The 23,718-nt window shown below is 65.8% G+C and carries 22 protein-coding genes and 1 pseudogene; 14 read left to right on the top strand and 9 right to left on the bottom strand.

The annotated features are described in order from the left end of the window. Positions 1-10: 10 nt before the first annotated feature. Genes AC1DUB_RS14440 through AC1DUB_RS14465 form a run of 6 tightly spaced genes read right to left on the bottom strand, consistent with a single transcriptional unit; the run spans position 11 to position 7,168 of the window. A complete protein-coding gene (locus tag AC1DUB_RS14440; RefSeq protein WP_477730076.1) occupies positions 11-898 on the bottom strand; it encodes an ABC transporter permease in 888 nt (295 codons plus the stop codon). After that, entirely contained in the window at positions 895-1,851 is a 957-nt protein-coding gene (locus tag AC1DUB_RS14445; protein WP_477730077.1) for an ABC transporter permease, read from the bottom strand. The genes AC1DUB_RS14440 and AC1DUB_RS14445 overlap by 4 nt, the downstream gene beginning before the upstream one ends. 6 nt (positions 1,852-1,857) lie before the next feature. Next, complete coding sequence (locus AC1DUB_RS14450) at positions 1,858-3,576, bottom strand: peptide ABC transporter substrate-binding protein (protein WP_477730078.1); 1,719 nt, start codon at positions 3,574-3,576, stop codon at positions 1,858-1,860. 57 nt (positions 3,577-3,633) lie between these two features. Beyond that, positions 3,634-4,959, bottom strand: coding sequence for an NAD(P)/FAD-dependent oxidoreductase (locus AC1DUB_RS14455; protein ID WP_477730079.1), 1,326 nt, complete (start codon positions 4,957-4,959; stop codon positions 3,634-3,636). Between the two features lie 20 nt (positions 4,960-4,979). Continuing rightward, complete coding sequence (locus tag AC1DUB_RS14460; RefSeq protein WP_477730080.1) at positions 4,980-5,699, bottom strand: cupin domain-containing protein; 720 nt, start codon at positions 5,697-5,699, stop codon at positions 4,980-4,982. Continuing rightward, positions 5,696-7,168, bottom strand: coding sequence for an aldehyde dehydrogenase family protein (locus AC1DUB_RS14465; RefSeq protein ID WP_477730183.1), 1,473 nt, complete (start codon positions 7,166-7,168; stop codon positions 5,696-5,698). Before AC1DUB_RS14465 ends, AC1DUB_RS14460 begins: the two co-directional genes overlap by 4 nt. Before the next feature lie 182 nt (positions 7,169-7,350). Between AC1DUB_RS14465 and AC1DUB_RS14470 the strand changes: the two genes are divergently transcribed. The 9 genes and pseudogenes from AC1DUB_RS14470 to AC1DUB_RS14510 form a co-directional block, all read left to right on the top strand. Beyond that, positions 7,351-7,758, top strand: a complete 408-nt coding sequence (locus AC1DUB_RS14470; protein WP_477730081.1) for a hypothetical protein — start codon at positions 7,351-7,353, stop codon at positions 7,756-7,758. After that, positions 7,748-9,367, top strand: coding sequence for an ABC transporter substrate-binding protein (locus AC1DUB_RS14475; RefSeq protein ID WP_477730082.1), 1,620 nt, complete (start codon positions 7,748-7,750; stop codon positions 9,365-9,367). Before AC1DUB_RS14470 ends, AC1DUB_RS14475 begins: the two co-directional genes overlap by 11 nt. Before the next feature lie 166 nt (positions 9,368-9,533). Next, positions 9,534-10,490 carry an ABC transporter permease gene (locus AC1DUB_RS14480; RefSeq protein ID WP_477730083.1) on the top strand — a complete coding sequence of 319 codons (957 nt, stop codon included), beginning with the start codon at positions 9,534-9,536 and terminating at the stop codon, positions 10,488-10,490. Between the two features lie 58 nt (positions 10,491-10,548). Next, positions 10,549-11,418 (top strand): ABC transporter permease, encoded by an 870-nt coding sequence (locus AC1DUB_RS14485; protein ID WP_477730084.1) that lies wholly within the window; start codon positions 10,549-10,551, stop codon positions 11,416-11,418. Continuing rightward, positions 11,418-13,259, top strand: a complete 1,842-nt coding sequence (locus AC1DUB_RS14490) for an ABC transporter ATP-binding protein (protein WP_477730085.1) — start codon at positions 11,418-11,420, stop codon at positions 13,257-13,259. Before AC1DUB_RS14485 ends, AC1DUB_RS14490 begins: the two co-directional genes overlap by 1 nt. A gap of 17 nt (positions 13,260-13,276) precedes the next feature. Continuing rightward, positions 13,277-14,140 (top strand): N-formylglutamate amidohydrolase, encoded by an 864-nt coding sequence (locus AC1DUB_RS14495; RefSeq protein ID WP_477730086.1) that lies wholly within the window; start codon positions 13,277-13,279, stop codon positions 14,138-14,140. Positions 14,141-14,193: 53 nt separating this feature from the next. Then, positions 14,194-15,645 (top strand): NAD-dependent succinate-semialdehyde dehydrogenase, encoded by a 1,452-nt coding sequence (locus AC1DUB_RS14500; RefSeq protein ID WP_477730087.1) that lies wholly within the window; start codon positions 14,194-14,196, stop codon positions 15,643-15,645. Further along, positions 15,642-16,940, top strand: a complete 1,299-nt coding sequence (locus AC1DUB_RS14505; protein ID WP_477730088.1) for a D-amino acid dehydrogenase — start codon at positions 15,642-15,644, stop codon at positions 16,938-16,940. Before AC1DUB_RS14500 ends, AC1DUB_RS14505 begins: the two co-directional genes overlap by 4 nt. Before the next feature lie 9 nt (positions 16,941-16,949). Next, positions 16,950-17,129, top strand: a pseudogene (locus AC1DUB_RS14510) (aldehyde dehydrogenase family protein); the annotation flags it as partial. Positions 17,130-17,183: 54 nt separating this feature from the next. Here the strand turns inward: AC1DUB_RS14510 and AC1DUB_RS14515 are convergent. Beyond that, positions 17,184-18,284, bottom strand: coding sequence for an alkene reductase (locus AC1DUB_RS14515; RefSeq protein WP_477730184.1), 1,101 nt, complete (start codon positions 18,282-18,284; stop codon positions 17,184-17,186). Positions 18,285-18,614: 330 nt separating this feature from the next. Between AC1DUB_RS14515 and AC1DUB_RS14520 the strand changes: the two genes are divergently transcribed. After that, on the top strand, positions 18,615-19,088 hold the full coding sequence (locus tag AC1DUB_RS14520; RefSeq protein WP_477730089.1) for a cytochrome C: 474 nt from the start codon (positions 18,615-18,617) through the stop codon (positions 19,086-19,088). Here AC1DUB_RS14520 and AC1DUB_RS14525 read toward each other — a convergent pair. Continuing rightward, a complete protein-coding gene (locus AC1DUB_RS14525) occupies positions 19,048-19,476 on the bottom strand; it encodes a glutathione binding-like protein (protein ID WP_477719412.1) in 429 nt (142 codons plus the stop codon). The two genes, AC1DUB_RS14520 and AC1DUB_RS14525, sit on opposite strands and share 41 nt — an antisense overlap. Before the next feature lie 108 nt (positions 19,477-19,584). Between AC1DUB_RS14525 and AC1DUB_RS14530 the strand changes: the two genes are divergently transcribed. From AC1DUB_RS14530 to AC1DUB_RS14545, 4 genes are all read left to right on the top strand, one after another. After that, on the top strand, positions 19,585-20,958 hold the full coding sequence (locus AC1DUB_RS14530) for an AsmA family protein (protein ID WP_477730090.1): 1,374 nt from the start codon (positions 19,585-19,587) through the stop codon (positions 20,956-20,958). 285 nt (positions 20,959-21,243) lie between these two features. Beyond that, entirely contained in the window at positions 21,244-21,429 is a 186-nt protein-coding gene (locus AC1DUB_RS14535) for a DUF1328 family protein (protein ID WP_477719311.1), read from the top strand. 99 nt (positions 21,430-21,528) lie between these two features. Then, positions 21,529-21,837 carry a hypothetical protein gene (locus tag AC1DUB_RS14540; protein WP_477730091.1) on the top strand — a complete coding sequence of 103 codons (309 nt, stop codon included), beginning with the start codon at positions 21,529-21,531 and terminating at the stop codon, positions 21,835-21,837. 84 nt (positions 21,838-21,921) lie between these two features. Further along, positions 21,922-22,773 (top strand): transglutaminase-like domain-containing protein, encoded by an 852-nt coding sequence (locus AC1DUB_RS14545; protein WP_477730092.1) that lies wholly within the window; start codon positions 21,922-21,924, stop codon positions 22,771-22,773. A gap of 128 nt (positions 22,774-22,901) precedes the next feature. Here AC1DUB_RS14545 and AC1DUB_RS14550 read toward each other — a convergent pair whose 3' ends face one another. Continuing rightward, the gene (locus AC1DUB_RS14550) at positions 22,902-23,672 is read right to left on the bottom strand and encodes a class II aldolase/adducin family protein (protein ID WP_477730093.1); all 771 of its coding nucleotides are present in this window, start codon (positions 23,670-23,672) and stop codon (positions 22,902-22,904) included. Between the last annotated feature and the right edge of the window lie 46 nt (positions 23,673-23,718).

The raw sequence follows: 23,718 nt of genomic DNA on the forward strand, positions 1-23,718 counted from the left end.
CAATCACCCGTCATCGATCGAGTTTGGCGTCCAGCGCGTCGCGCAGGCCGTCACCAATGAAGTTAAAGCTCGTGACGGTCAGCGTGATGGCCAGCCCCGGCACGATGGCGAGCCAGGGCGCGTTGGTCAGGTAGCTCTGCGCGTTCTCCAGCATGTTTCCCCAGCTCGGCGTTGGCGGCTGGATGCCGAAGCCCAGGAAGCTGATGTACGCCTCGGCCAGGATGGCGTGCGCGATGTTCAGCGTCGCGGCGACCACGATGGGCGCGACGGCATTGGGCAAGAGCTCACGGAACATGATGCGGCTGTCGCTGGCGCCCAGCGATTCCGCGGCGAGCGCGAAATCGCGCTCGCGCAGCGACCGTATCTGCCCCTCCACCACACGCGCCACTTCCATCCAGCTTGCCACGGCGATCAGCACCACGATGGAGGTGACCGAGGGCTCGATCAGGGCCGCAATGGCCAGCAGCAGGAAGATGGTCGGGAAGCAGAGCATGGCGTCGACGAAGCGCATCAGCGCAGCCCCGATCGCGCCGCGGTAGAAGCCCGCCACGAGACCGACCAGCACGCCCACCACCACCGACAGCGCGGTGGCCGCGAAGCCGATGGACAGGGAGATGCGGCCGGCATACATCAGGCGCGCCAGGATGTCGCGGCCCAGCGGGTCGGTTCCGAACAGGTGCGGGCCCGCGAACGGCCCCGTCAGCCGCGCGCGGATGTCGGTGTCGGTGTCATTGAACGGAATCAGCCAGGGGCCCACGAAGCTGAAGAGCGTCATGAACAGCACGACGCCCAAGCCCAGGAGCGCCACGCGGTGGCGCAGGAAGCGCCTCAGGGCCGGATAGCGCTCGGCGAGCGTCCGGCGCGGTGGGGCTATCGATACGGTCTGGACGGCGCTCATTTTGACGCTCCTTTGATGCGCGGGTCCGCGACAGAGTAGAGAAGGTCCGCGAGCAGGCTGCCCAGAAGAACCATGCACGCCGTGAACATCAGCATCCCCATCACCACGGGGTAGTCACGGTTGCTGACGCTGTCGAGGAACAGCCGGCCCATGCCGGGCCAGGTGAAGACGGTTTCCGTCACCAGCGCGCCGCTCAGCAGCGTGGATACGTGCAGGCCGGTGATCGTGATCATGGGCAACAGCGCGTTGCGCAGCGCATGGTGCAGCAGGATCCGCATGGCGGGCACGCCCTTGGACTTGGCGGTGCGGATGTAATCCTGGTTCACCACGTCAAGCATCGAAGAGCGCATGTAACGGCTCCACACCGCCGTGGAGACCAGCGCCAGCACGACGCAGGGCGCCACCAGGTGCTGCAGCCGGTCAACGAAGGAGCCGTCTCCGATGTTCTCGCGGTTACCTGCCGGAAGCCAACCCAGGTTCACGGAGAACACATAGATGACGGCCAGGCCGAACCAGAACGTGGGAATCGACAGCGCGACCATCGCCCCCACCGTGGCCAGGTGGTCGAAGAACGAGTAGCGCCGCACCGCGCCCAGGATGCCGATCATGCCGCCGATGAACATCGCAAGCAGCGTCGAGGCGATCATGAGTTCGAGTGTGGGCACGATGTGCATGCCGATCTTCGTCAGCACCGGCAACTGGTCCCGGTACGAGCTACCCCAGTCGCCCCGGAGCAGGTTGCCGGCCCAGTCGAGGTACTGGACCGGCACGGGCCGGTTCAAGCCGTACTGCGCCATCAGCCGGTCGACGTCTTCCTGGCCGAGATTGCCGGTGGCCAGGAACTGCGCCAGCGGCCCCCCGGGCGCAAGATGCAGGATCGCGAAGGCGATCATCGAGACCAGCACGAGCAGCAGCAGGGACTGCAGCAAGCGGCGGAGGAGATAGCGTGCCATGATGCGTCAGGCCGTCCAGCGCCAGCTGGCAGCGTTCCAGCTGTTGGCCAGCGCGTTCACGTTGTTCGCGTAGCCGTCCAGGCCGGTCTTCGTGCCCTCGATCTGCACTTCGTAGAACAGCGGCAGGAATGGCAGGTCGTCCATGATCAGTTCCTGGACCTTGGCGTAGATCTCCTTGCGCTTGGCGGTGTTGTATTCCTGGCGGCCCCGGGCGAGCAGCGTATCTACCCCGCCATTTTTGTACTGGCTCACGTTCGAACCCGAGCCGGTCTGCTTCGGGATAGCGCCGCCGCCGAAACGGTGCGTGACATCAGGGTCGGAGGCGATCGTGTAGGTCGGTGCGGTCATCAGACTGTCGAACTCGGAATTCCTCCAGAACTCGGCCCACAGCACCGCCGCCACCAGGTTCTTGATCAGCATCTCGACGCCGATCTTCTTGAAGTCATCGGCGATGAGCTGTTGCGTCTGCGCGCGCAACTGGTTGCCCGTGACCGTCGAATTCGTGAAGGACAGCCGCACACCGTTCTTGACGCGAATGCCATCCGCGCCGCGCACCCAGCCGGCCTGGTCCAGCATCGTGGCGGCCTTTTTCGGGTCATATGCCGGTTTCGGCAGGTTGGGGTTGTAGGCCCAGTGCGTCGGGACGAGGTAGTTGTTCGCAGGCTTTGGTACGCCGTAATAGACGAGGTCGCAGATCGACTGCCGATCGATCGCGATGTTCAGTGCCTTGCGCACCGCCTTGTCCCCGAGCGCCGGGTGCGCGAGGTTGAGCGTCAGGTTCTCCACTGCGCCACGGTTCGCAGCGTGGACCTGGCGGCCCCGCAATGCAGTCGCCTCCTTGTAGAAGTTGGCGGGAATTCCCTGCAGGCCGATGAAGTCAAGCTCCCCGGTCTTGAACTGCGTGTACATCGCGTTCAGGTCCGGTACGTACTTGAAGATGAGCCGGTTCAGGGACGGAGCCTTGCCGAAGTAGCTCGGATTGGCTTCGAGGATCACGTGGTCGCCGGTCTTGCGGCTGACGAAGCGGAACGGCCCCGTGCCGACGGGTGCAGCGGCGAACTGCGGCGAGTTCGGATCCGGGTATTGCGAAAGAACGTGCGCGGGAACAATAAAAGTCCAGCTCAGCACGGACGTCAGCGGCGCGTACGGCTCCCTGAGTTTCCACGTGATCATGTTGTCGCCTTCGACCGCCACGGACGTGATGAGCTCGAAGGCGGTACGGTTGCGGGCGCGGAAACCTGGGTTCTTCATCAGGTTGATCGAATACCTGACGTCTTCCGCCGTCATCGGCTTGCCGTCATGCCACTTCACGTCGCGCCGCAACTCGACACGCCAGGTCAGTCCGTCGGCCGAAATGCCGCCGTTCTCGACGGTGGGAACTGCCTTCGCCAGCACCGGCACGAACTTCCCTTCCGCGTCCAACATCCACAACGGACTGAAAAGATTCCACCAGACGCCCTGGTCCACCTCGTTGGCGGTCATCAGCGGATGCAGGACGGTCACCTCCTGCGAGAAGCCGAGGATGGCCTGGCCCGTCGGCTTCGCGGCTGGCCCGGCGGCGTGGGCACTCTCCGCCACACCCAAGGACGCCAGGGAAGCCAGGGCAAAGCTTGCCGCCCCGGCAAATACGGCGTCGCGCCGTGTCAGTTTGCCCATGAGGGCATCGCCAGTGTTGTGGGTCCGTTTCATGTGGGTACCTTTCAGTTCGCTGTTGGAATCATTCATGGTTGTCTCCTGGTTAGGGGTTGCGGGGCTGGCTGGATGGATTGGGGCGGGCGCTGCCTAGAATTCAGCGACCTTCCCCCACGCGGAGCTGCTGAATCGGCCGGGCCGAAATGGTGTGGGATCCACGATCGGTTCGGCGCCGGTGGCGAGGTCCGCAATCAAATGACCTGCGCCGGGGCCGATGCCAAAGCCGTGTCCTGAAAAGCCGGCGGCCAGAATGAATCCCGGCATGCCCGGCACTTCGCCAATGCCGGGAACACCGTCCGGCGTGCTGTCGACGAAGCCGGCCCACGCGTGCGTGATCTTTGCGCCCTGAAGTTGGGGCAGCAGTTCGACGGCGCGGCGGTGGGTCTCTTTGATCGTGCTCAGGCATGGCTTCGGATCGAGGATGCGCATCCGCTCCATGGGCGTCGGCGCATCGAGCCGCCACCGCTTCAGCGTTTCGTGGCCACCCCGAATGCCTTGCAGGCCTCCCGGAAGAAGGCTGCGCCAGCGCTTGGCGAACATCGGCACGAATTGCGGAGCGAACCGCATGAACTGCGGCGTGACGTCCACGCGCGCGCGGCCGCTGATGGCCAGTGCGTAGCGCCCGTCGCTGCGGCGCGTGGCCGACACTCCCTGCATCACCAGGGCATCGGGCAAGTGATGCTCCACAGGGGACACGCTGAGGATGGATTGGCGGATAGACGCTTGCGGGAAACGGATGCCCAGCTGTCGGCAGAACGCGGAAGCCCAGGCGCCGCCAGCGAGCACGGCCGTCCTGGTCTTGATGACCCCGGCTTCCGTCACGACGCCGCTGACGCGCCCGCCTTCCGTCTCGATGCCGCGGGCGGCACAATTCTGGTGGACGCTGCCGCCTAGCTTCACGAGCGCGGCCGCCACGGCCGGCGCGGCCTTGCCGGGATCGGCGGTGCCATCGTTGGGCGAGAAGACGCCGCCCTTCCAGGCGCGGCCGGTGACATTCCCCCGCTCGGCAGCCTCGCGGCTGCTGAGCATGTGGCTCGTGACGCCGGAGGTCTTGGCAAAATCACGCCAGTTGGCCCAGCCCGACAATTCAGCCTCGTCGTTACTGAGAAACAGCAGCCCGCAGCGACGAAAACCCGTGTCTTCGCCGCTGTCGATGGCAAACTGGTCCCAGAGTTCGAGGCTCTTGGTGGCCATGGGCAGTTCGCGCGCATCGCGGTTCTGCTGGCGGCACCAGCCCCAGTTGCGGCTGGACTGCTCGGCGCCTATCCGACCCTTTTCAACCAGGGCGACCGAAACGCCGCGCTGGGCCAGATAGTAGGCGGCAAAGACACCGACGATGCCGCCGCCGATCACGACGACGTCAGCCGAGGCCGGCGGCGTGGGTGAAGTTTGAATGTGGAGCAGCGGAGGGGACACAATGAATCTCGCTAGTCGATTCAAGCTTGGACGCTTTGAGACACATAGAACTTCGCGACGCGTTCGCTGCTTTCCCATCCAACCGGCGCGCCCTTGGGCACGAACAGCGCATCGCCGGTGCCCGCCGACAGCACGCTGCCATCAGGGGCCGCGAATCGCACGCTGCCGGCCACGAGGTGCATGAACTCGTTCTGGCGATGCGGGCGGACGATGCGGTGGTAGGGGGTTGAATCCCAGGTACCCGCGCGGTACTCCACGCTTTCCTCGGTAAAGACGTTGTCGCTGCGGCATTCCGGGGCCGGGCCCAGCAGCGCCTCTGGCGGTAGCGTTGCGGACGGCTTGAAGTCGGCGTCGGCGCGCAAGGGGACAAGGCTGTGCTTCGTCGGCTTGTCGCAAGCGGCCGCGCAAAACGAAAACCGCACACGCGATCCGGCGTGGATGCGAAGCGCGGTGCCGCATCCGATGACGGCACCCGCTTGGGGACCGAGCACCAGCGGGGCCGCTCCGGCCGCCGTCAGCGTCAGCTCGCCTTCCGCCACGACGATGGTTTCGATGTGGGGATAACTTGCGACTTCGAGCTCACCAATGAAGCTGGTTCGGCCCACGGCCATCGCGTCGGGCCCTTCCCAGGCGATTTCCCGATTTCGCGCAAAGGGGTCGTCCTTGCCGAACGCCGCCCGGCGGAAAGAGGTTGAAACAGGCGCGCCGTTGGCACGGTGCAGCATTAAGGCCACTGTCATGATTGCTCCTGCGCATTGCGCGATGGTTTCACTGTCGTACTGGGCATCGAGGCGTTCTGAAAACCAAGGATCGCCTTGGTCTCCAGGTACTCCTCAAGGCCTTCGATGCCGTATTCGCGGCCGTTGCCCGAGCGCTTGTAGCCGCCGAAGGGGGCATGGGGGCTCCAGGCCGGGTAGTTGATGTGCACCTGCCCGGACCGGATGCGCGCCGCGACCGCGCGCGCCGCGCCGAGGTCGCGACCTTGGACGTGGGCGCCCAGGCCGTAGACCGTGTCGTTGGCGATCTCCACAGCCTCGTCCACGCTGTCATAAGTGATGATGGCAAGCACCGGCCCGAAAATTTCTTCCTGCGCGATCTGCATTTGGGAGTTCACGCCGGAAAAGATGGTCGGGCGGCAGTAGAAGCCGCGACTCAAGCCCTCCGGCCGACCGGGGCCGCCACACACCAGGCGCGCGCCCTCGGCGATCCCGATGGCTATCATTTCCTGCACCCGGTTGAACTGGGCGCGGTTGGCCACCGGGCCGTGCGTGGTCTGCGGCGAGCGTGGATCGCCCACGACGAAACTCGATGCCGCTTCGAGCGCGATCCGTTCAACCTCCTGCAGGCGCTCTCGCGGCACGATCATGCGGGTCGGCGCGCTGCAGGACTGGCCGACATTGCGAAAGGCTGCCGCCACGCCCGCCGGCACGGCGCGCGCCAGGTCCGCGTCCGGCAGGATCACGTTGGGCGATTTGCCGCCGAGTTCCTGGGCCACGCGCTTGACCGTCGGGGCCGCCGCCTGGGCCACCAGCACGCCGGCTCTGGTTGAACCGGTGATCGAGATCATGTCCACGTCCGGATGCGCCGACAGCGCGGCGCCGACCTCGGGCCCGTTGCCGCTCACCAGGTTGAACACGCCCGGCGGGATGCCGGCGTCGTGCACCACCTCGGCAAACAACAAGGCGCTCAGGGGCGACAGTTCGCTGGGCTTGAGGACGACGGTGCATCCGGCCGCCAGGGCGGGGCCGACCTTGGCGGTGATTTGGTAGAGCGGCCAGTTCCAGGGAGTGATCAGGCCGCACACACCAATGGCCTCGCGCAGGATGGCCACGTCCCCGCGATGGGTGAGGAAGGGATAGCCGGCCAGATTGGCACTGGCCACGCGGATGTGCTCGGCCGCGACTGGCACCTGTGTGCTGCGCGCGAACCCGATGGCAGCGCCCATCTCCAGTGAGATCGCCTGGGCGAACAGTTCGGCCCGTTCGAGGATCAAGGCATGGATGCGGCCGAGCAGCGAGGCCCGGCTTTCGGCGGAACTGGTGGACCAGCTCGCGAAGGCGGAGCGGGCCGCAGCCACAGCTGTTGCGACGTCCTCCGCGGTTCCCAACGCGATCTGCGCGACGGGCTCCTCGGTCGACGGGTCGATGACGCTGGCTCGGGATTGCCCTGAGGGCAGGACCCACTCACCGTCTATGAAAAGGCGATCCAGACGGCCGGCTCATGGTACGCCCTTGCCTGGAATTGATCTGCCGTTTAAGAGTGGGCATTCGGCATGAACGGTGCGCGAGCGGCGCACAACCGCAGCATCTGCGGCGGCGGTTCAATAGCATTCAAGCATGGCGCCGGCGAACCGGTCCAGGCTTTGCACCACCCTTCCAGGAGGATGCTTTCATGACCCTTCGTCCCAAGTCCATCGGCTTTGACTGCAGCGGCGCACTGACCTGTTTCCCCATGCACCGGATGGCCTGCGACCTCTGCGAGGGCCGGCTGCCGCCCGAACGCATGCACCTGTTCGTCAAGGACCTCGATGACCCTCGCTTCGGCGTGGTGATGGGCGGCTGCAAGCCGTACGGCCAGATCCTGAAGCCGGCGTGGCGGCGCGCCTGCAAGCGCCGCGGCCTCGCAACGGCGGGCGGCCCTGGTCGGGCGGCAAGTTGTCGGGGGCGCGCCGCACACCATGCCGCCGGCCATCCGCAAAACCGCAGTTTTAACCAAGCACCCCCGTGTGATCGAGGCATATACCCGGTCGCCAGGTGCTCCAATGCCTTTACCCCACTAGGAGAAAACCATGGCAGATAACAAGCAGCTGGACGGCCTGATCGGCCCTGAAGAGAGCACACGCATCCTGGGTGCGTTGCAGCGCGGCGCGAGCCGGCGCGATGTATTGGCCATGTTGGCGGCCGGCGGCATGCAGGCGGCCCTGGCCGGCAGCATCGCGGGCCTTGCCGGCGCCGCCCATGCAGAAACGCCGCGCAAGGGCGGGCGCATCAAGGTCGCTGGAGCGGCTTCCGGGGTGAGCGATACATTGGATCCGGCCAAGCAGGCTAACGGCACCGACTACATCCGCGGCTTCATGTTCTACAACGGGCTGACCTACCTGGACGGCAGCCTGACGCCCCAGCCCTCACTGGCCGAGGAGTTCACCACCAAGGACGCCAAGACCTGGGTGTTCAAGCTGCGCAAGGGCGTCACTTTCCATGACGGCAAGCCGCTGACGCCGGCCGACGTGGTCTTCTCCATGATGCGCCACAAGAACCCGGCCACCGGTTCCAAGGCCAAGGTGCTGGCCGACCAGATCGAGGAAGTGACCGCCACGGGCCCCAATGAGGTGACGTTCCGGCTGACCTCGCCCAATGCCGACCTGCCAGTGATCCTGGGCACCTACCACTTCCACATCGTCAAGGACGGCACGACCGACTTCAACGCCGGCATCGGCACGGGCCCGTACAAGGTCAAGGAGTTCAAGCCCGGGGTGCGCTCCATCGCCGTGCGCAACGACAACTACTGGAAGCCCAACCGTCCGTACCTGGACGAGATCGAGTACGTGGGCATCAGCGACGAGTCGGCGCGCATCAACGCGCTGCTGGCTGGCGAACTGGATATGGTCGGCCAGGTCAACCCGCGCTCCATCGACCGCGTGAATGGCAGCGGCAAGCACGCCATCTTCGAGACCAAGGGCGTGTCGTACACGGACCTGATCATGCGGCGCGACAGCGGCCCCGGCAGCAACCCGGATTTCGTGATGGCCATGAAGCTCCTGTTCAATCGCGAGCAGATGCTCAAGTCCATCCAGATTGGTCGTGGCATCGTGGCCAACGACCAGCCCATCGCCCCGGGCAACCGCTTCTACTTCAAGGGCCTGAAGCAGCGCCCCTACGATGCAGACAAGGCCAAGTGGCACTTGCAAAAGGCCAAGCTGGGCAGCGCCGCCATCCCGATGGTGGCCTCGTCCGCCGCGACAAACTCGGTGGAGATGGCACTGGTGCTGCAGCACGCTGCCCGGCAGGCCGGACTGAACCTGGAGGTGCGCAACATGCCGGCCGACGGCTATTGGTCGCAGCACTGGATGAAGCACCCGATCGGCTTCGGCAATGTCAACACACGCCCCAGCGCTGACCTGGCGTTGACGCTGTTCTTCAAGTCGGATGCGCCCTGGAACGAAGCGGGCTGGAAGAACGAGCAGTTCGACCAGTTGCTGGTGGCCGCGCGCGGCGAAACCGACGCGGCCAAGCGGGCCCAGATGTACGCCGACATGCAGACCATGATCCATAGCGACGGCGGCATCGGGATTCCGATGTTCCTCTCCAGCCTGGACGGCCACAACAAGAAGCTCAAGGGCCTCAGCCCCGTCCCCCTGGGCGGGATGATGGGCTCCAGCTTCGCCGAACACGTCTGGTTAGAAGCATGACCCCCACGCTTGTCACTTCGTGTACTGCGCTGCCCCCCCAGGGGGGCTTCGGCCGCCTTGAGGCGGCTCTGCGGAGGCCGAGCATGACCCCCACGCTTGTCACTTCGTGTACCGCGCTGCCCCCGGAGGGGGCTTCGGCCGCCTTGAGGCTCTGCGGAGGCCGATCATGAACCTGACCATCGTGAAAATGGTGGCGGGCCGCATCCTGACGGGTCTGGGCTCGCTGCTGGCGGTGTCGGCGGTGGTGTTCGCCATCACCGCCGTGCTGCCCGGCGACGCGGCGGAAGAGAGGCTGGGCCAGGACGCCACGCCCGAGGCCGTGAAGGCCCTGCGCAAGGAGATGGGCCTGGACCGCAGCGCGGTGCTGCGCTACTTCGACTGGCTGGGCGGCGTGGCCACCGGTGACCCGGGCAAGTCCGTGGTCACGGGCATGCCGGTGCGCGAGGCGGTTGCCAGCCGCCTGCCCAACTCGCTGCTGCTGGCCGCTGTCACGGCCGCCTTTGCGGTGCCGCTGGCCTTGGGCCTGGGCATCCTGTGCGCCTTGTGGCGCGGCTCGGCTTTCGACCGCTTCGCCAGCATGTCTGCGGTGGCTGTGGTCTCGGTGCCGGAGTTCCTGGTTGCCACACTGGCCGTTCTGGTGTTCGCCGTCCAGCTGAAATGGTTGCCGGCGCTCTCGTACGAGGTGAACCTGTCGTCGCCCGGCCAGATGCTGCATTCGTTCGCGCTGCCCGTGCTCAGCCTGGGCAGCGTGATCATGGCGCAGATGATGCGCATGACGCGCGCCGCCGTGATCGACCAGCTGGCCGCGCCCTACATCGAGATGGTGCGCCTGAAGGGTGCGTCCGCCGCCCGCGCCGTGCTGTTCCATGCGCTGCCCAACGCCATCGGCCCCATCGCCAACGCGGTGGCGCTGAGCCTGTCCTACCTGCTGGGCGGCGTGATCATCATTGAGGTGATCTTCAACTATCCGGGCATTGCCAAGCTCATGGTCGACGGCGTGGTCCAGCGCGACATGCCGCTGGTACAGGCCTGCGCCATGATTTTTTGCGCGGCTTATCTGATCCTGGTGATGCTGGCCGACGTGTGCAGCATCGTCTCCAACCCCAGGCTGAGGCACCAATGAGCGCCGCCCGGCCGCCCGAAGGCGCTCGCACCGCAGTGCGCAGCGCGGAGGTTTTTATATGACTATTGCCACACTTCTTCCTTCCGCCGTTTCCACCCGCAAGCGCGGGCTGCTGGCCGGCTGGTCGCGCGCCGGAAAACTGGGCCTGGCCGTACTGGCTTTCTGGGTCGCCGTGGCCCTGTTCGCGCCCTTCCTGTCCGACCAATCGCTGGGTGAGATGTCCGACGCGGGGGTGTTCCAGGCCATGAGCGCGCAGCACTGGCTGGGCACCGACTACCTGGGCCGGGACATGCTGACGCGAATCGTCGCGGGCACGCCCTACACCATAGGCGTCGCGCTGGTGGCCACGCTGCTCGCCTGCGGCCTGGGCGCGGTGCTGGGCCTGCTGGCCGCGGTCACCGGCGGCTGGGTAGATTCGACACTGAGCCGGTTGCTCGACACCCTGGTCTCGATCCCGAGCAAGATGTTCGCGCTGGTGATCATCGCTGGCTTCGGCTCCTCCGTCACGCTGCTGGTCGTCGTGGCCGCCATCGTCTACACGCCGGGCTGCTACCGCATCATCCGCTCGCTCGCGGTGAACATCAACGCCATGGACTACGTGCTGGTGGCGCGCGCCCGCGGCGAACGCCGGGCCTACATCATGCGCCGCGAGATCCTGCCCAACATCACCGGCCCGCTGCTGGCCGACATGGGCCTGCGCTTCGTCTACGCCCTGCGCCTTCTGGCGAGCCTGAGCTTCCTGGGCCTGGGCGTGCAGCCGCCGATGGCCGACTGGGGCTCCCTGGTGCGTGAGAACCTCGGCGTATTGCCGATAGGCGGCGTCGCGGTGCTCGCCCCGGCGTTCGCGATCGCCGCGCTGACCATCGCGGTCAACCTCGTTATCGACAACCTGCCGGGTCATACCGACGCAGACCGGGAGAAACATTAATGGGTGCCACTGTCCTCGTGAACGAACTGCGCATCGTGGCGCAGACCGCCGGCGGCGGCGAAACAGAGATCGTCAAAGGCGTTTCTTTCCGCATCGAACCCGGCGAGGTGCTGGCGCTGATCGGCGAATCCGGCTCCGGCAAGACCACCATAGGCCTGGCGCTCATGGGCTACGCGCGTCACGGCTGCCGCATCGCCGGAGGCAGCGTGCGCATCGGAGACACCGATGTGCTGGGCCTGTCCGAATCGGAACGGCGCCGCTTGCGCGGCCGCCGTATCTCCTACATCGCGCAGAGTGCCGCCGCCTCGTTCAACCCGTCGCGCACCATCATGGACCAGGTGGTTGAAACCGCGCACATCCACTCGCTGATGTCGCGTGCGGAGGCCGAGAAAAAAGCCGTGACGCTGTTCCGCGAGCTGGCGCTGCCGCACCCCGACAGCATCGGCCAGCGTTACCCGCACCAGGTTTCGGGCGGGCAGCTGCAGCGCCTGATGGCCGCGATGGCGCTGATGAGCGACCCGGACCTGGTGATCTTCGACGAACCCACCACGGCGCTGGACGTCACCACCCAGATCGAGGTGCTGCACGCCTTCCGCCGCGTGGTGCGCGAGCGCCGGACCACGGCGGTCTACGTCACGCACGACCTGGCGGTGGTGGCCCAGATGGCCGGCCGCATCCTGGTGCTGCGCGACGGCGCCGAGCGCGAGATCGGCACCACGGCGCAGATCATCAACACGCCGAAGGACGACTACACGCGCAGCCTGATCGCCGCGGCCAATCCCAAGGCGCGCAGCGGCGAGACGGTGGCCGAGGGCGCCACGCCGCTGCTTCAGGTGCGCAACCTGGTCGCCGGCTATGGGCCCCTGGACAAGCACGGCCGGCCCGCCGCACCGGTGCTCGACGACGTGAGCCTGACCCTGTACCGCGGCCAGGCGATCGGCGTCATCGGAGAGTCCGGCTCCGGCAAGACCACGCTGGCTCGCGCCGTCGCCGGCCTGATCGGGCCCGCCGGCGGCCAGATCATGTTCGACGGCAAACCGCTGCCGCGCCTGGTATCGCAGCGTTCGCCCGAGGAACTGCGCCGCATCCAGATCGTGTTCCAGATGGCGGACACGGCGCTCAATCCTTCGCACACCATCGCCGAGATCATCGCGCGGCCGCTGCAGCTGTACCGCGGCTTGAAGGGCGAGGCGCTGGACAAGCGCATCGCGCAGCTGCTCGACCTCGTGCAACTGCCGCAGGCCTGCGCCCGGCGCCTGCCTGCCGGGCTCTCCGGCGGGCAGAAGCAGCGCGTCAACCTGGCGCGCGCGCTGGCCGCCGACCCCGACCTGATCCTGTGCGACGAAGTCACCTCCGCGCTGGACACGGTCGTGGGCGCCGCCATCCTGGACCTGCTGGCGCAGCTGCGCAAGGAACTCGGGGTGTCGTACATGTTCATCAGCCACGACATGAACACCGTGCGCGCGGTGTGTGACGAGATCGTGGTGCTGTACGCCGGCCAGAAGGTGGAGTCGCTGACCCGGTCGGCTTTCGCGCATGCGCCGCGCCATCCGTATTTCCACCTGCTGGCCAATTCCGTTCCGGAGCTGCGCCCGGGATGGCTGGAAGAAGTCGGAGCGGCGCAGCGCGCGGCCCTGCCGCTGGTGCAGGCGCCCACCGACCGCGCGGGCATTTGCAGCTTCCTGGACCGGTGCCCCTTGCGCGTGGCCGGCGTGTGCGACAGCAAGACGCCGCCGCGGCATGAACTCGAAGGCGGCGTGGAGGTCTTCTGCCACCGCAGCGCCGATGAATTGCTGCAGCTGCAAAAGACCAAGGCGCAGCCGCGCGAATGCACGGCCTGATCCAGAAGACCCGATCCATGTATCTCGAACCCGACGTCTTCTACCGTTTTGATCCCACGGCGCCTCCAGTCCCGGTGATCGTGGATGTCTCGCGCAGCGGGCGCCTCTATCCCATCGATTTCCGCTCGCCCGTCCCGTTCTCGGCCCTGCACGACAACGTGTCGATGTATGTGGAGGAGATATGGAAGGATGCGCCCAAATACGGCGCCACGATGCTGCAGGCGCTGTTTCCCAACACCTACATCGACGCCAACCGGCATGAGCTCGACATCGACCCCGACCTGATCGAAGGCGAATGGCCCGTGCCGGTGCAGTTTGTCTCCAGGAGCGGGCTCGGGCTGCTCAAGACGGTGTCGCGCTACGGCGAGCCGCTGCAGGAGCGCAAGCTCACCGTCGCGGAGGTCGAGGCCAGGCTTGACCGTTATTACCGGCCCTACCACCGAGAGCTCGCTTCGGTGATGGACCGCATGCTGGCGGCGCACGGCTTTTACTACCAGCTCAGCTGCCATTGCATGTCCGCGGTGGGCGCGCCGACGCACGCCGACGCCGGAAAGGAACGCATGGACTTCTGCCTGGGGAACCTGCGCGGCACCTCCAGCACGGCAGAATTCATCGAGTTCGTCGCCGAGGTCATCCGCGCCCAGGGCTTCACCTGCTCGGTCAATACACCCTACACCGGCGGCGAGCTGAACCGCCGCTACGGCAAGCCCGACGGCACGCAGGAAAGCGTGATGGTGGAGATCAACAAGAAGCGCTTCATGGATGTCGCCTCGTTCAAGAAGAACGAAGGTTTTGACGCGATCCGGGGCGTGGCGGGCGCCGTGTTGCAGGCCGTGACGCGCCGGGCGCGCGGGCTTGCCGGGAGCGCCGCGTGCGCATAGAGATCGACGGCTTGGGCGCCGTCGGGAATTTTTTCACTGAACTTATTGATGACATGCAAACACTGAACTACATCGCGGGCCGCTGGCAAGCATCCCAGGACGGCCGCCAATTCGAGGTGCGCAATCCCGCCGACGACAGCCTGATCACCCTGGCGGCCGACGGCGGCGGGGCGGACGCGCGGCTGGCCGCCGACGCCGCGGCACAGGCGCTGCCCGCCTGGAAGGCACGCTCGCCGCGCGAGCGCTGCCTGATCCTCAAGAAGTGGCAGGCGCTGATCGAGCGCGACGTGGAGCCGCTGGCCAAACTGATTTCGCGCGAGCAGGGCAAGCCGCTCGCGGAGTCGCGCGGCGAAATCGCCTACAGCGCGGGCTATGTGGAGTGGTTCGCCGAAGAGGGTGTGCGCGCCCACGGCGAGATCATCGCCGCGCCGGTGGCGAGCAAGCGCTACCTGGTGCTGAGGGAGGCCGTTGGCGTCGTCGCCGTGGTCACGCCCTGGAATTTTCCCGCGGCGATGATCGCGCGCAAGATCGCGCCCGCGCTGGCGGCCGGCTGCACCGTGGTCGCCAAGCCAGCCGAGGACACGCCCCTCACTTCGTTGGCTCTCGTGAAGCTGGCCGAGGAAGCGGGCGTGCCCCCTGGCGTGTTGAACATCGTGCCCGCCTCGCGCGAGCGCACGCCGGAGGTGGTGGGTGAGTGGCTGCGCGATGGCCGCGTGCGCAAGATCAGCTTCACAGGCAGCACGGCGGTGGGCAAGCTGTTGGCGCGCGAGTCGGCCGGCACGCTCAAGAAGCTGTCGCTAGAACTCGGCGGCAACGCACCCTTCATCGTGTTCGAGGATGCGGACCTGGACGCCGCCGTCGAGGGCTTGATGGCCGCCAAGTTCCGCAACGGCGGCCAGACCTGCGTGAGCCCCAACCGTGTGTTCGTGCACGAGGCCGTGCATGATCGCTTCGTCGACAAGCTGGCGGCCCGCGTGGGCGCATTGCGGGTCGGCCCGGCCAGTTGGATTGAAGCCGAGATCGGCCCGATGATCAACGCACGAGCGGTGGACAAGATCGAGCGTCACGTGAACGACGCCGTGGCCAAAGGTGCGAAGGCGGTCGTGGGCGGAAGCCGCGTGTGTACAGAAGTCGCCAATGGTCCGAACTACTACGCGCCCACAGTGCTGACCGGTGCGACTCCCGACATGGAGTTGTCGTGCGAAGAGACCTTCGGCCCGGTGGTGCCCGTATTCCGGTTTACCAGCGAAGACGAGGTGATCGCGCAGGCGAACGACACCCCTTTCGGCCTGGCCGGCTACTTCTTCTCCAACGACATCAAGCGCGTCTGGCGCGTGGCCTCGGCGCTGGAGACCGGAATGGTTGGCATCAACGAAGGCGCCATCGCGGCGCAGGCCGCGCCCTTCGGCGGCGTCAAGGAATCGGGCTACGGCCGCGAAGGCTCGCACTGGGGCCTGGACGAATACCTGCACACCAAGTACCTGTGCCAAGGGAATTTGGCATGAAGGTGCTGGTTCTGGGTGCCGGCGTTATCGGCACCACGACGGCCTACTATCTGGCCCGGGCGGGCCACGAGGTGACGGTGGTCGACCGCCAGCCCGGCCCCGCGCGGGAGACGAGTTTCGCCAATGCCGGCCAGGTGTCGCCGGGCTACGCGGCGCCGTGGGCCGCGCCCGGCGTGCCGCTGAAGGCGTTGCGCTGGATGTTCCAGAAGCATGCGCCGCTGGCCATCGGCCTGGATGGCAGCATGGACCAGCTGCGCTGGATGTGGCAGATGCTGCGCAACTGCAGCCCGCGGCGTTATGCGGTGAACAAGGAGCGCATGCTGCGGCTGGCCGAATACAGCCGCGACTGCCTGGCGCAGCTACGCGAAGACACCGGCTTGCGCTACGAAGGCCGTGAGGGCGGCACGCTGCAGGTGTTCCGCACCTCGGCGCAGCTCGACGCCGTCGGCAAAGACGTGGCCGTGTTGCGCGCCGCGGGCGTGCCCTACGAACTGCTGGGGCCTGAGGAGCTGGTTCGCGCGGAACCGGCCATCGCCACAGGGCCGCTGGTCGGCGGCCTGCGCCTGCCCGGCGACGAGACGGGTGACTGCCACCTGTTTACCACCGGTATCGGCCATCTGGCCCAGTCCATGGGCGTGCGCTTTTCCTTCGGCGAGGCCATCGACAGCGTGGAGGTCTGTGCCGGCCGTGTGGCCGGCGTGCTGCAGGGCCGCCGCCTGCTCAAGGCCGACGCTTACGTGATGGCGCTGGGTGCGTACTCGACTTCCGCGCTGTCGGGTTTGCTGGAAATACCTGTATATCCCGTCAAAGGCTATTCCATCACCGTGCCCGTCGCCGACGCGGGCCGCGCGCCGGTTTCGACCGTGCTGGACGAGAGCTACAAGACCGCCATCACGCGCTTTGACCGCCGCATCCGCGTGGGCGGCATGGCGGAGCTGCGCGGCTTTGACCTGCGCCTGAACCCGCGCCGCCGCGAAACGCTGGAACTGTGCCTGAATGATCTGTTCCCCGGCGCCGGCTACGCCGGGACCGGCAGCTTCTGGACCGGCCTGCGGCCCATGACCCCGGACGGCACGCCGCTGGTGGGCCGCACGCCGCTGCCCAATCTGTACCTGAACACCGGCCACGGCACGCTGGGCTGGACCATGGCCTGCGGCTCCGCGCGCGTGCTGGCCGACGTCATGAGCGGCCGCGCGCCCGAGATTCGTGCCGACGACCTTTCCGTGCAGCGCTATGCGCAGCCGAAATCACGGCAATGGACCGGCCCTTGGACCGAACCTGGACTGAGTACCTGAAGCATCGTGCGCGTCTGGCGCATGGCCGATGCGCTGGAGAGCGGCATCGTTGGTATCAACGAAGGCGCACTGGCCGCCGAAGTTGCACCCTTCGGCGGTGTCAAGGAGTCCGGTTATGGCCGTGAAGGTTCACGTTACGGACTCGAAGACTATATGCACACCAAATACCTGTACCAGGGCCTTGTTTAAGTAAAAAGCCCTGAAACCCTTGCCAGTCATGCATGACTGGCATGCGGTCTGGTTTTATAGCGTTGGGTAGTCCGTATAACCCTTGGCGCCGCCGCCATAAAAGGTGGCCTGGTCGGGCAGGTTGAGCGGCGCATTGCGGCGCAGGCGCTCCACCAGGTCGGGGTTGGCGATGTAGGGCTTGCCAAAGGCGACCAGGTCGGCGCCGTTTGCCACGGCCTGCCTGGCCAGTGCCTGGTCGTAGCCGTTGTTGACCATCCAGGCGCCCTGGCCGCCGGCTTCGCGGTAGGCGGTCTTGAGCGCGGCGTAGTCGAATGGCCGGTCGGCGATTTCGCGCGGCCCGCCGGTGGCGCCTTCAATGATGTGGATATAGGCCAGGTTCATCGTGGCGAGCTGGCGCACCACGTAGTCGAACAGCGGCTGCGGATCGGCGTCGTGCACATCGTTGGCCGGCGTCACGGGCGACAGGCGAATGCCGGTGCGTCCGCCACCGATGGCGCCGGTGACGGCGCGCGAGACCTCGAGCAGCAGGCGCGCACGGTTTTCGATGCTGCCGCCGTAGTCGTCGGTGCGCTGGTTGGAGCCGCTTTTGAGGAATTGGTCGAGCAGGTAGCCGTTGGCGCCATGGACTTCCACGCCGTCAAAGCCCGCGGTTTCGACCGCGTTGCGCGCCGCGAGCTGATAGGTCTGCACGATGCCGGGCAGCTCTTCAGCCTTGAGCGCGCGCGGCTCGGAGGTGGCGACAAAGGTGGGCGCGCCGTCCTTGAGCAGCACCGTCTTGGTCTTGGCGGTGATGGCAGAGGGGGCGACCGGCTGGCCGCCGTCCGGCTGCAATTCGGTGTGCGAGACGCGGCCCACATGCCAGAGCTGCACCACGATCTTGCCGCCGGCCTCGTGCACGGCGCGGGTCACCTGCTTCCAGCCGTCGAGCTGCTCGCTGCCGTAGAGGCCGGGTACATCCGCATAGCCCTGGCCCTGGTGGCTGATGGCGGTGGCCTCGGTGACGAGCAGGCCGCCGCTGGCGCGCTGGGCGTAGTACTCGGCCATCAGCGCCGTGGGAATGGCGTCGGGGGCGCGGTTGCGGGTGAGGGGGGCGAGCACGATGCGGTTGGCCAGTTCAAGGTCGCCGGCCTGGGTGGGATCGAATAAAGAGGGCATGAGAGAAGAGGGCATGAAGGTGTCCAAAGGTGTCCGAAAGTGTCCAGGTGGAAATGAAAAAAACAGGCTTCAGTGTGTGCCGATCTGAATTTGCCTGTGCAACACGGGCTGCTGGATTCGTGCTAGATCGTTCCGGCATGCGTGCGTCCAACGGCCGTTTCCGGGTCTGGCCGGGCGGCCAACCCAACAAAATCGGGCCGACAGTGTTCGCAGGGGCTGCAATTGGTGATGGGTTGGTTTAAATCAACCCGATACGTGATTGACAGGTCCATATTGCGGAGACCGGCCAACTGGACGGCAATGTCGACAAACTCCAACCAGGAGGTCTTTATGTTGAAGAAACTGGCGATGATCCTGATCTTTATTTTGGGCACTGGTGCTGTCGCGGCACAGGAAGTCACCTACCGCACACACATCGCCCCACTCTGGAAATCCAAATGTGTTGCCTGCCACGGAGCGCAATCGCCTGAGCGGGCTGATTTTCTGCTGGACGAGAAGGGGTACGCGGAGAAGTCACAAGGGCCGCGCATGGATTCATACGAGCGTTTGATTGCGTTTATCGCCTGGCCCGACACGGGGGCATTCATGCGCCGGCTGGACGATGGAAGCAGCCAGTATGCCGGAGGCAAACCCGGCAACATGTATCTGTATCTCGGATCGACGGATGAAGAGCGGGCCGCGAATCTCAAACTGCTCAAGACGTGGGTTGGCGACGGCGCATGGAATCTCAATCGCTGGAACAAGCGGGGAGATGTGCCTATGGTCAGCAAAGAGCAACTTGACAAGATCCAGTTGAAGTATTGAGCCAACCCCGTCGTGGCCAGGCCGCCATGCGCTGGCGAAAAGCGGCGAGATTGACCAGGCGCGCAATGTCAACGCCGACACGCGGAGCCCAGTTGATGACGGTAGACAGGTAAGGGGCGGTCACGCTAAAAGTTTCACCCATCAGGTACTGCTTGCTGGTCAGCCGCTCGTCCACCCGCTTCAGACGCGATAGCAGCTTGTCGGTGGCGATGGTTTTGTACTCTGCGCCACGACTGCAATTGGGCGCGCACGACGGTGCCGTTGGCCGGGCTTTCAGGCAGGCGCATGCAGCGCGATATGCGGCGACAGGAGGCAGGCGCCGGGGCGCAGTAATGTTTCCGGGTGTTCTTGTTGATCCTGGAAGGGTGGTTGGAAATGGCTCCCCGATGTCAGGGCCTGTTCACCCTAAAACGCATCTCCCGTTTTAGGGTGAGCAGGCTCTAATCGGGACGCGTGTTTTCTGCGGCGTGCGGCCTGAAACCGCCACAATAGCAGGATGGCAAAAGTTTTTAAATGGGCGGTGTATCTGGCGCTGGGGCTGGTGGCCTTGCTGGCGGCGGTGGCCTTCACGCTGCACCGCTGGGTGAGCACGGACGATTTCCGGTTGCGCGTCGAGCGTGAAGCCTCGGCGGCGCTGGGGGTGCCGGTGACGCTGGGCCGGGTGGCGGTGGATGTGTGGCCCTTGCCCGCTGTGGCGCTGAGCGGCATCGCGGTGCAGAGCAAACCGCCCCTCACGCTGGAGCGCGTGGAAGTGCGGCCCCAGTGGCAACCGCTGCTGCAGGGGCGGCTGGCGGTTTCCACGCTGCTGGTGCGGCGGGCTGTCTTGCCGCAGCAGGGTATAGACGCGGTGCTGCTGGCGCTGCAGAAAAAAAAGCAGCCGGAGCCCGTCAAGCAGGGGCCCGGGCCGAAAACGCCGGAACACGACGCCCTGGAGGGTTTGCCGCGCCGCACGGTGCTGGATGAGGTGACCTGGGTCAGCGCCGCGGGCGCGCGCACCACGGTGGCGGCCGAGGCGGCGCTGGCCGATGACGGCCTGCCCGACAGCGTGTCGTTCAAACTGCTCAAGGGCAACCTGCAGGGGCTGCAGTCCACGCTGCAGCGCGAAGAGCCCAAACCCGCTGACAAGGCGGACAAGGGCGGCGCTACCGTTGCCGGCGAGGATCACTGGGCCTTGCGTGTCGAGGTGGGCGGCGGCAGGATAGAGGGCCGGCTCGGCCTGCGTCGCTCGCCTGCGGGCTCCTCGGCGCGGCCCGGTGAAGCGCTGGCGCTCCAGGGCCAGCTGCAAACCCGCGGGGTCGAGGTCTCTGCGCTGACCGCTCCGGCCGGCGCGCTGTCGGGTCAGCTGGAGGCGACGACCAGCCTCAATGCCCGTGCGGCCACCACCAGCGGACTGGTGGATGCGCTGCAAAGCCACACCACGTTTACCGTGCGCAACGCGGTGATCAATGGTCTGGACCTGGCCAAGGCCGTGCAAACCGTGGGCTTGAGCCGCGGCGGGCAGACGCGTCTGGACACGCTGGCCGGGCAGGTCAACACGCAGGGGCGAGCGGCGCAGCTGACCAACCTGATCGCGAGCTCGGGCGTGCTGAGCGCCACCGGCAATGTGGCGATATCGCCGGCCAAGGCGCTGAGCGGGCGGGTCATCGTGAATGTGGCGGGCGACAGCAAGCTGGGTCAGGCCATCGGCGGCGCCGTGGGCGTTCCCCTGACGGTGGGGGGCACGCTGGACAAGCCCGAGGTGACGCTGTCGCGCTCGGCCCTGCTGGGCGCGGCCATTGGCACGGCGCTGCTGCCGGGTGTGGGTACCGGCGCCGGCGCCAATCTGGGCGATCGCGTGGGTGAGGGCTTGCGCGGCCTGTTCGGCAAATAAGAGCCTGACGGCTCCTCGAGGGCCGCTGTTGGCAAGCCCGCAACGCTAGAAAAATCATAGCAACCTCCGGATGCACTGAGGCCTTGTCCTACAGTGCCACGCGGGCGTTGCTGATGCGCCACCGCCGCTTGCTTTTCTACCATGTAAGTATTGCTTCCGGGTAAGCCTCGCGCGTGTTCGCCTCCTGCTTTTTGATGGCTTTTGATTTTTGATATTGGTGCTGATGTTTGTTGAGGCCTTATCCGCTCGCGGCTTGCGGGGATGAGGCATGACAAAGGAGAACCGATGCTCAAGTACGCGATTATTTTTGCGGTCATTTCACTGATAGCCGGCGCCCTGGGTTTTGGCGGGGTGGCGGCAGGCGCCGCCGGCATTGCCAAAATCTTGTTTGGCCTGTTCCTGATTCTGGCGGTCATTTTTGTGGTGCTCGCCGCGCTGGGCGTGGGTGCGGTCAAGAAGGGCATGAAGTAAATGGCGTCACTCCCTCCCATCACACCTTCGACTTCTTCGTCTTCATCGACTTCGTTGTCTTCGTCGACAGCTGCGCCCTCTGCGCCCGCAAGTACGTTGATGTCCAGGGTCCGGCAGCGGCTGTTTCCGCCGCGCTCGGTGGACAGCAGCGCGGCGCCGCGTCTGGACATCGCGCACCGGGCTGCCACTCCGCCCGCGCCGGTGTCGCTGCGGGCCGGTTTTCAGGCGGGCATTGCCGAGTTCCTGCTGGTCAGCCGTTTGCGTGCGCGGCGCCGCGCCGCGCCCTCTGCCGATGTGCTGGAGCGCGCTGCGCGCATTGTGTTCGTGACGTGCAAAAACTGGTTTGCCACCGCGGACAGTGGTCATGATCATGGCCACGGCGCTGGTCATCACCGCACGCGGATCTGACCCAGCCCTTCCCGTGCCAACCGGGCTGCAATATCCCAATGTCCTTCCGACGGTTTTTTTTTATTCTCAACCGGCGCCCATTCCATGCACACCACCCTGATCGATTTATTGCTCGAGTACGAAGTCGGCAGTCCTACCCATTTTGTTTTCAACATCGAGGCCGCGTTTCACGAGGGCCACCAGGTGATGGAGGAGCGGCTGACGATCACGCCGAGCATGAAGGTCCACAATTACTGCGACGAGCGCAGCGGCAACCGTTTTATACGCCTGGACGCGCCCAAGGGGAGGCTGTCCGTCAACTACCACGCCCAGGTGCGGCTGGTCGCCGCGCCCGTGCCCCTGTATCTTGAAGAAACGCCGGTGACCAGCGTGCCCGATGATGTCTTGCGTTACCTGATGCCCAGCCGCTACTGCGAGTCGGACTCCATGAGCCGCGCGGCGCAGCAGCTGTTTGCTCACCTGCCTTCCGGTATCGGCCGCGTGCGCGCGGTCGAGAACTGGATTCACGACTCGATCGCCTACCTGCCGGGTTGCACCTCGTCGACGACCACGGCGCGGGATGTGTTTGTGCAGCGCGCCGGTGTGTGCCGGGACTTTGCGCACCTGGGCATTACCTTGTGCCGGGCGCTCAATATTCCCGCGCGGCTGGTGGTGGGCTATGTCCATTTTGACGAGCCACCGCAGGATTTTCACGCCGTGTTCGAAGCCTGGCTGGAGGGGCGCTGGGTGCTGTTTGATCCCAGCCATATGGCGCCCATTGACCGGCTGGTGCGTGTAGGAACGGGGCGCGACGCGAAGGACGTGGCCTTTGCCACCATTTTTGGCAATGTGCAAATGCTGCGCAAGGAGCTGATCGTGGACGAGGGCGAAGTACCGCCGGAACCAGGCAGTCCGCCGGGATCGCATCCGCCCTTGCTCTCTTTGGTCAGCACCTAGTGCTACACCGCACCAGCGGTTGCCTTGTGTTGCCTCGTGTTGCCTCGCTCAGGCCGGGCGGGCGCTGCTGAGAACCTGTTTACGATCTAAACGCGGCCTCGTTTAGATCGTAAACAGGTTCTGAGGTGTCAGGTGCGGTAGCTGCTGTCGAGCCGCTCCAGCTTGCGGATCAGCGAGGGCCAGGCAAAAGCGCCGCCCATGCCTTCCGTCTGCACGCGCAACGCTTCCGATACGCCCTGGATGATTTGCGGATGGACGGCGATGAGTTCGCCGCCGGCCTGGGCATCGAGCTGGATGCGGCAGGTGTTTTCAAAGATGTACATGCTCAAAAACGCATCGGCAATGGTCGTGCCCACCACCAGCAGGCCATGGTTGCGCAGCATCAGGAAATTGGCGGACCCGAGGTCGGCCTGCAGGCGAGGTTTTTCCTCGTCGCGAAAGGCCACGCCCTCGTAGTCGTGGTACGCCAGCGAGGCCAGCACAAAGGTCGATTGCTGGCTGATGGGCAGCACGCCGCACTTTTGCGCGCTGACGGCGACGCCGGCGCGTGTGTGGGTATGCAGCACGCAGCCGGCGTTGGGCCGGGCGTCGTGTACCGCGCTGTGAATCACAAAACCGGCGGGATTGACCGGGAAGGGCGAGTCAATGACTTTGTTGCACTGCCCGTCGACCTTGACCAGGCTGGAGGCAGTGATCTCGTCGAACATCAGGCCGTAGGGGTTGATCAGGAAGTGGTGCGCGCCGGGGCCTGCTACCTCCTCCGGCAGCTTGGCGCTGATGTGGGTGAACACCAGGTCGCTCCAGCCATAGAGCGCCACCAGCCGGTAGCAGGCCGCGAGGTCGCAGCGCAATTGCCATTCCTCGGCGCTGACGACTTTTTTCAGGGATGGGATGTTCACGGGTTTGTCTCCTGGCGGATTGTTTTTAAAAAAGCCTGGCTTTGTA

It is taken from the genome of Polaromonas sp. P4_F9 (genome assembly GCF_056401235.1).

What these genes read in the sequence shown, in the direction of transcription:
- AC1DUB_RS14530 (WP_477730090.1), top strand. Translation starts at nt 19,585, where the DNA reads ATGGCAAAAGTTTTTAAATGGGCGGTGTATCTGGCGCTGGGGCTGGTG.
- AC1DUB_RS14520 (WP_477730089.1), top strand. Translation starts at nt 18,615, where the DNA reads ATGTTGAAGAAACTGGCGATGATCCTGATCTTTATTTTGGGCACTGGT.
- AC1DUB_RS14485 (WP_477730084.1), top strand. Translation starts at nt 10,549, where the DNA reads ATGACTATTGCCACACTTCTTCCTTCCGCCGTTTCCACCCGCAAGCGC.
- AC1DUB_RS14460 (WP_477730080.1), bottom strand. Translation starts at nt 5,699, where the DNA reads ATGACAGTGGCCTTAATGCTGCACCGTGCCAACGGCGCGCCTGTTTCA.
- AC1DUB_RS14445 (WP_477730077.1), bottom strand. Translation starts at nt 1,851, where the DNA reads ATGGCACGCTATCTCCTCCGCCGCTTGCTGCAGTCCCTGCTGCTGCTC.
- AC1DUB_RS14475 (WP_477730082.1), top strand. Translation starts at nt 7,748, where the DNA reads ATGGCAGATAACAAGCAGCTGGACGGCCTGATCGGCCCTGAAGAGAGC.
- AC1DUB_RS14505 (WP_477730088.1), top strand. Translation starts at nt 15,642, where the DNA reads ATGAAGGTGCTGGTTCTGGGTGCCGGCGTTATCGGCACCACGACGGCC.
- AC1DUB_RS14470 (WP_477730081.1), top strand. Translation starts at nt 7,351, where the DNA reads ATGACCCTTCGTCCCAAGTCCATCGGCTTTGACTGCAGCGGCGCACTG.
- AC1DUB_RS14540 (WP_477730091.1), top strand. Translation starts at nt 21,529, where the DNA reads ATGTCCAGGGTCCGGCAGCGGCTGTTTCCGCCGCGCTCGGTGGACAGC.
- AC1DUB_RS14500 (WP_477730087.1), top strand. Translation starts at nt 14,194, where the DNA reads ATGCAAACACTGAACTACATCGCGGGCCGCTGGCAAGCATCCCAGGAC.
- AC1DUB_RS14495 (WP_477730086.1), top strand. Translation starts at nt 13,277, where the DNA reads ATGTATCTCGAACCCGACGTCTTCTACCGTTTTGATCCCACGGCGCCT.
- AC1DUB_RS14480 (WP_477730083.1), top strand. Translation starts at nt 9,534, where the DNA reads ATGAACCTGACCATCGTGAAAATGGTGGCGGGCCGCATCCTGACGGGT.
- AC1DUB_RS14450 (WP_477730078.1), bottom strand. Translation starts at nt 3,576, where the DNA reads ATGAATGATTCCAACAGCGAACTGAAAGGTACCCACATGAAACGGACC.
- AC1DUB_RS14515 (WP_477730184.1), bottom strand. Translation starts at nt 18,284, where the DNA reads ATGCCCTCTTTATTCGATCCCACCCAGGCCGGCGACCTTGAACTGGCC.
- AC1DUB_RS14490 (WP_477730085.1), top strand. Translation starts at nt 11,418, where the DNA reads ATGGGTGCCACTGTCCTCGTGAACGAACTGCGCATCGTGGCGCAGACC.
- AC1DUB_RS14535 (WP_477719311.1), top strand. Translation starts at nt 21,244, where the DNA reads ATGCTCAAGTACGCGATTATTTTTGCGGTCATTTCACTGATAGCCGGC.
- AC1DUB_RS14440 (WP_477730076.1), bottom strand. Translation starts at nt 898, where the DNA reads ATGAGCGCCGTCCAGACCGTATCGATAGCCCCACCGCGCCGGACGCTC.
- AC1DUB_RS14545 (WP_477730092.1), top strand. Translation starts at nt 21,922, where the DNA reads ATGCACACCACCCTGATCGATTTATTGCTCGAGTACGAAGTCGGCAGT.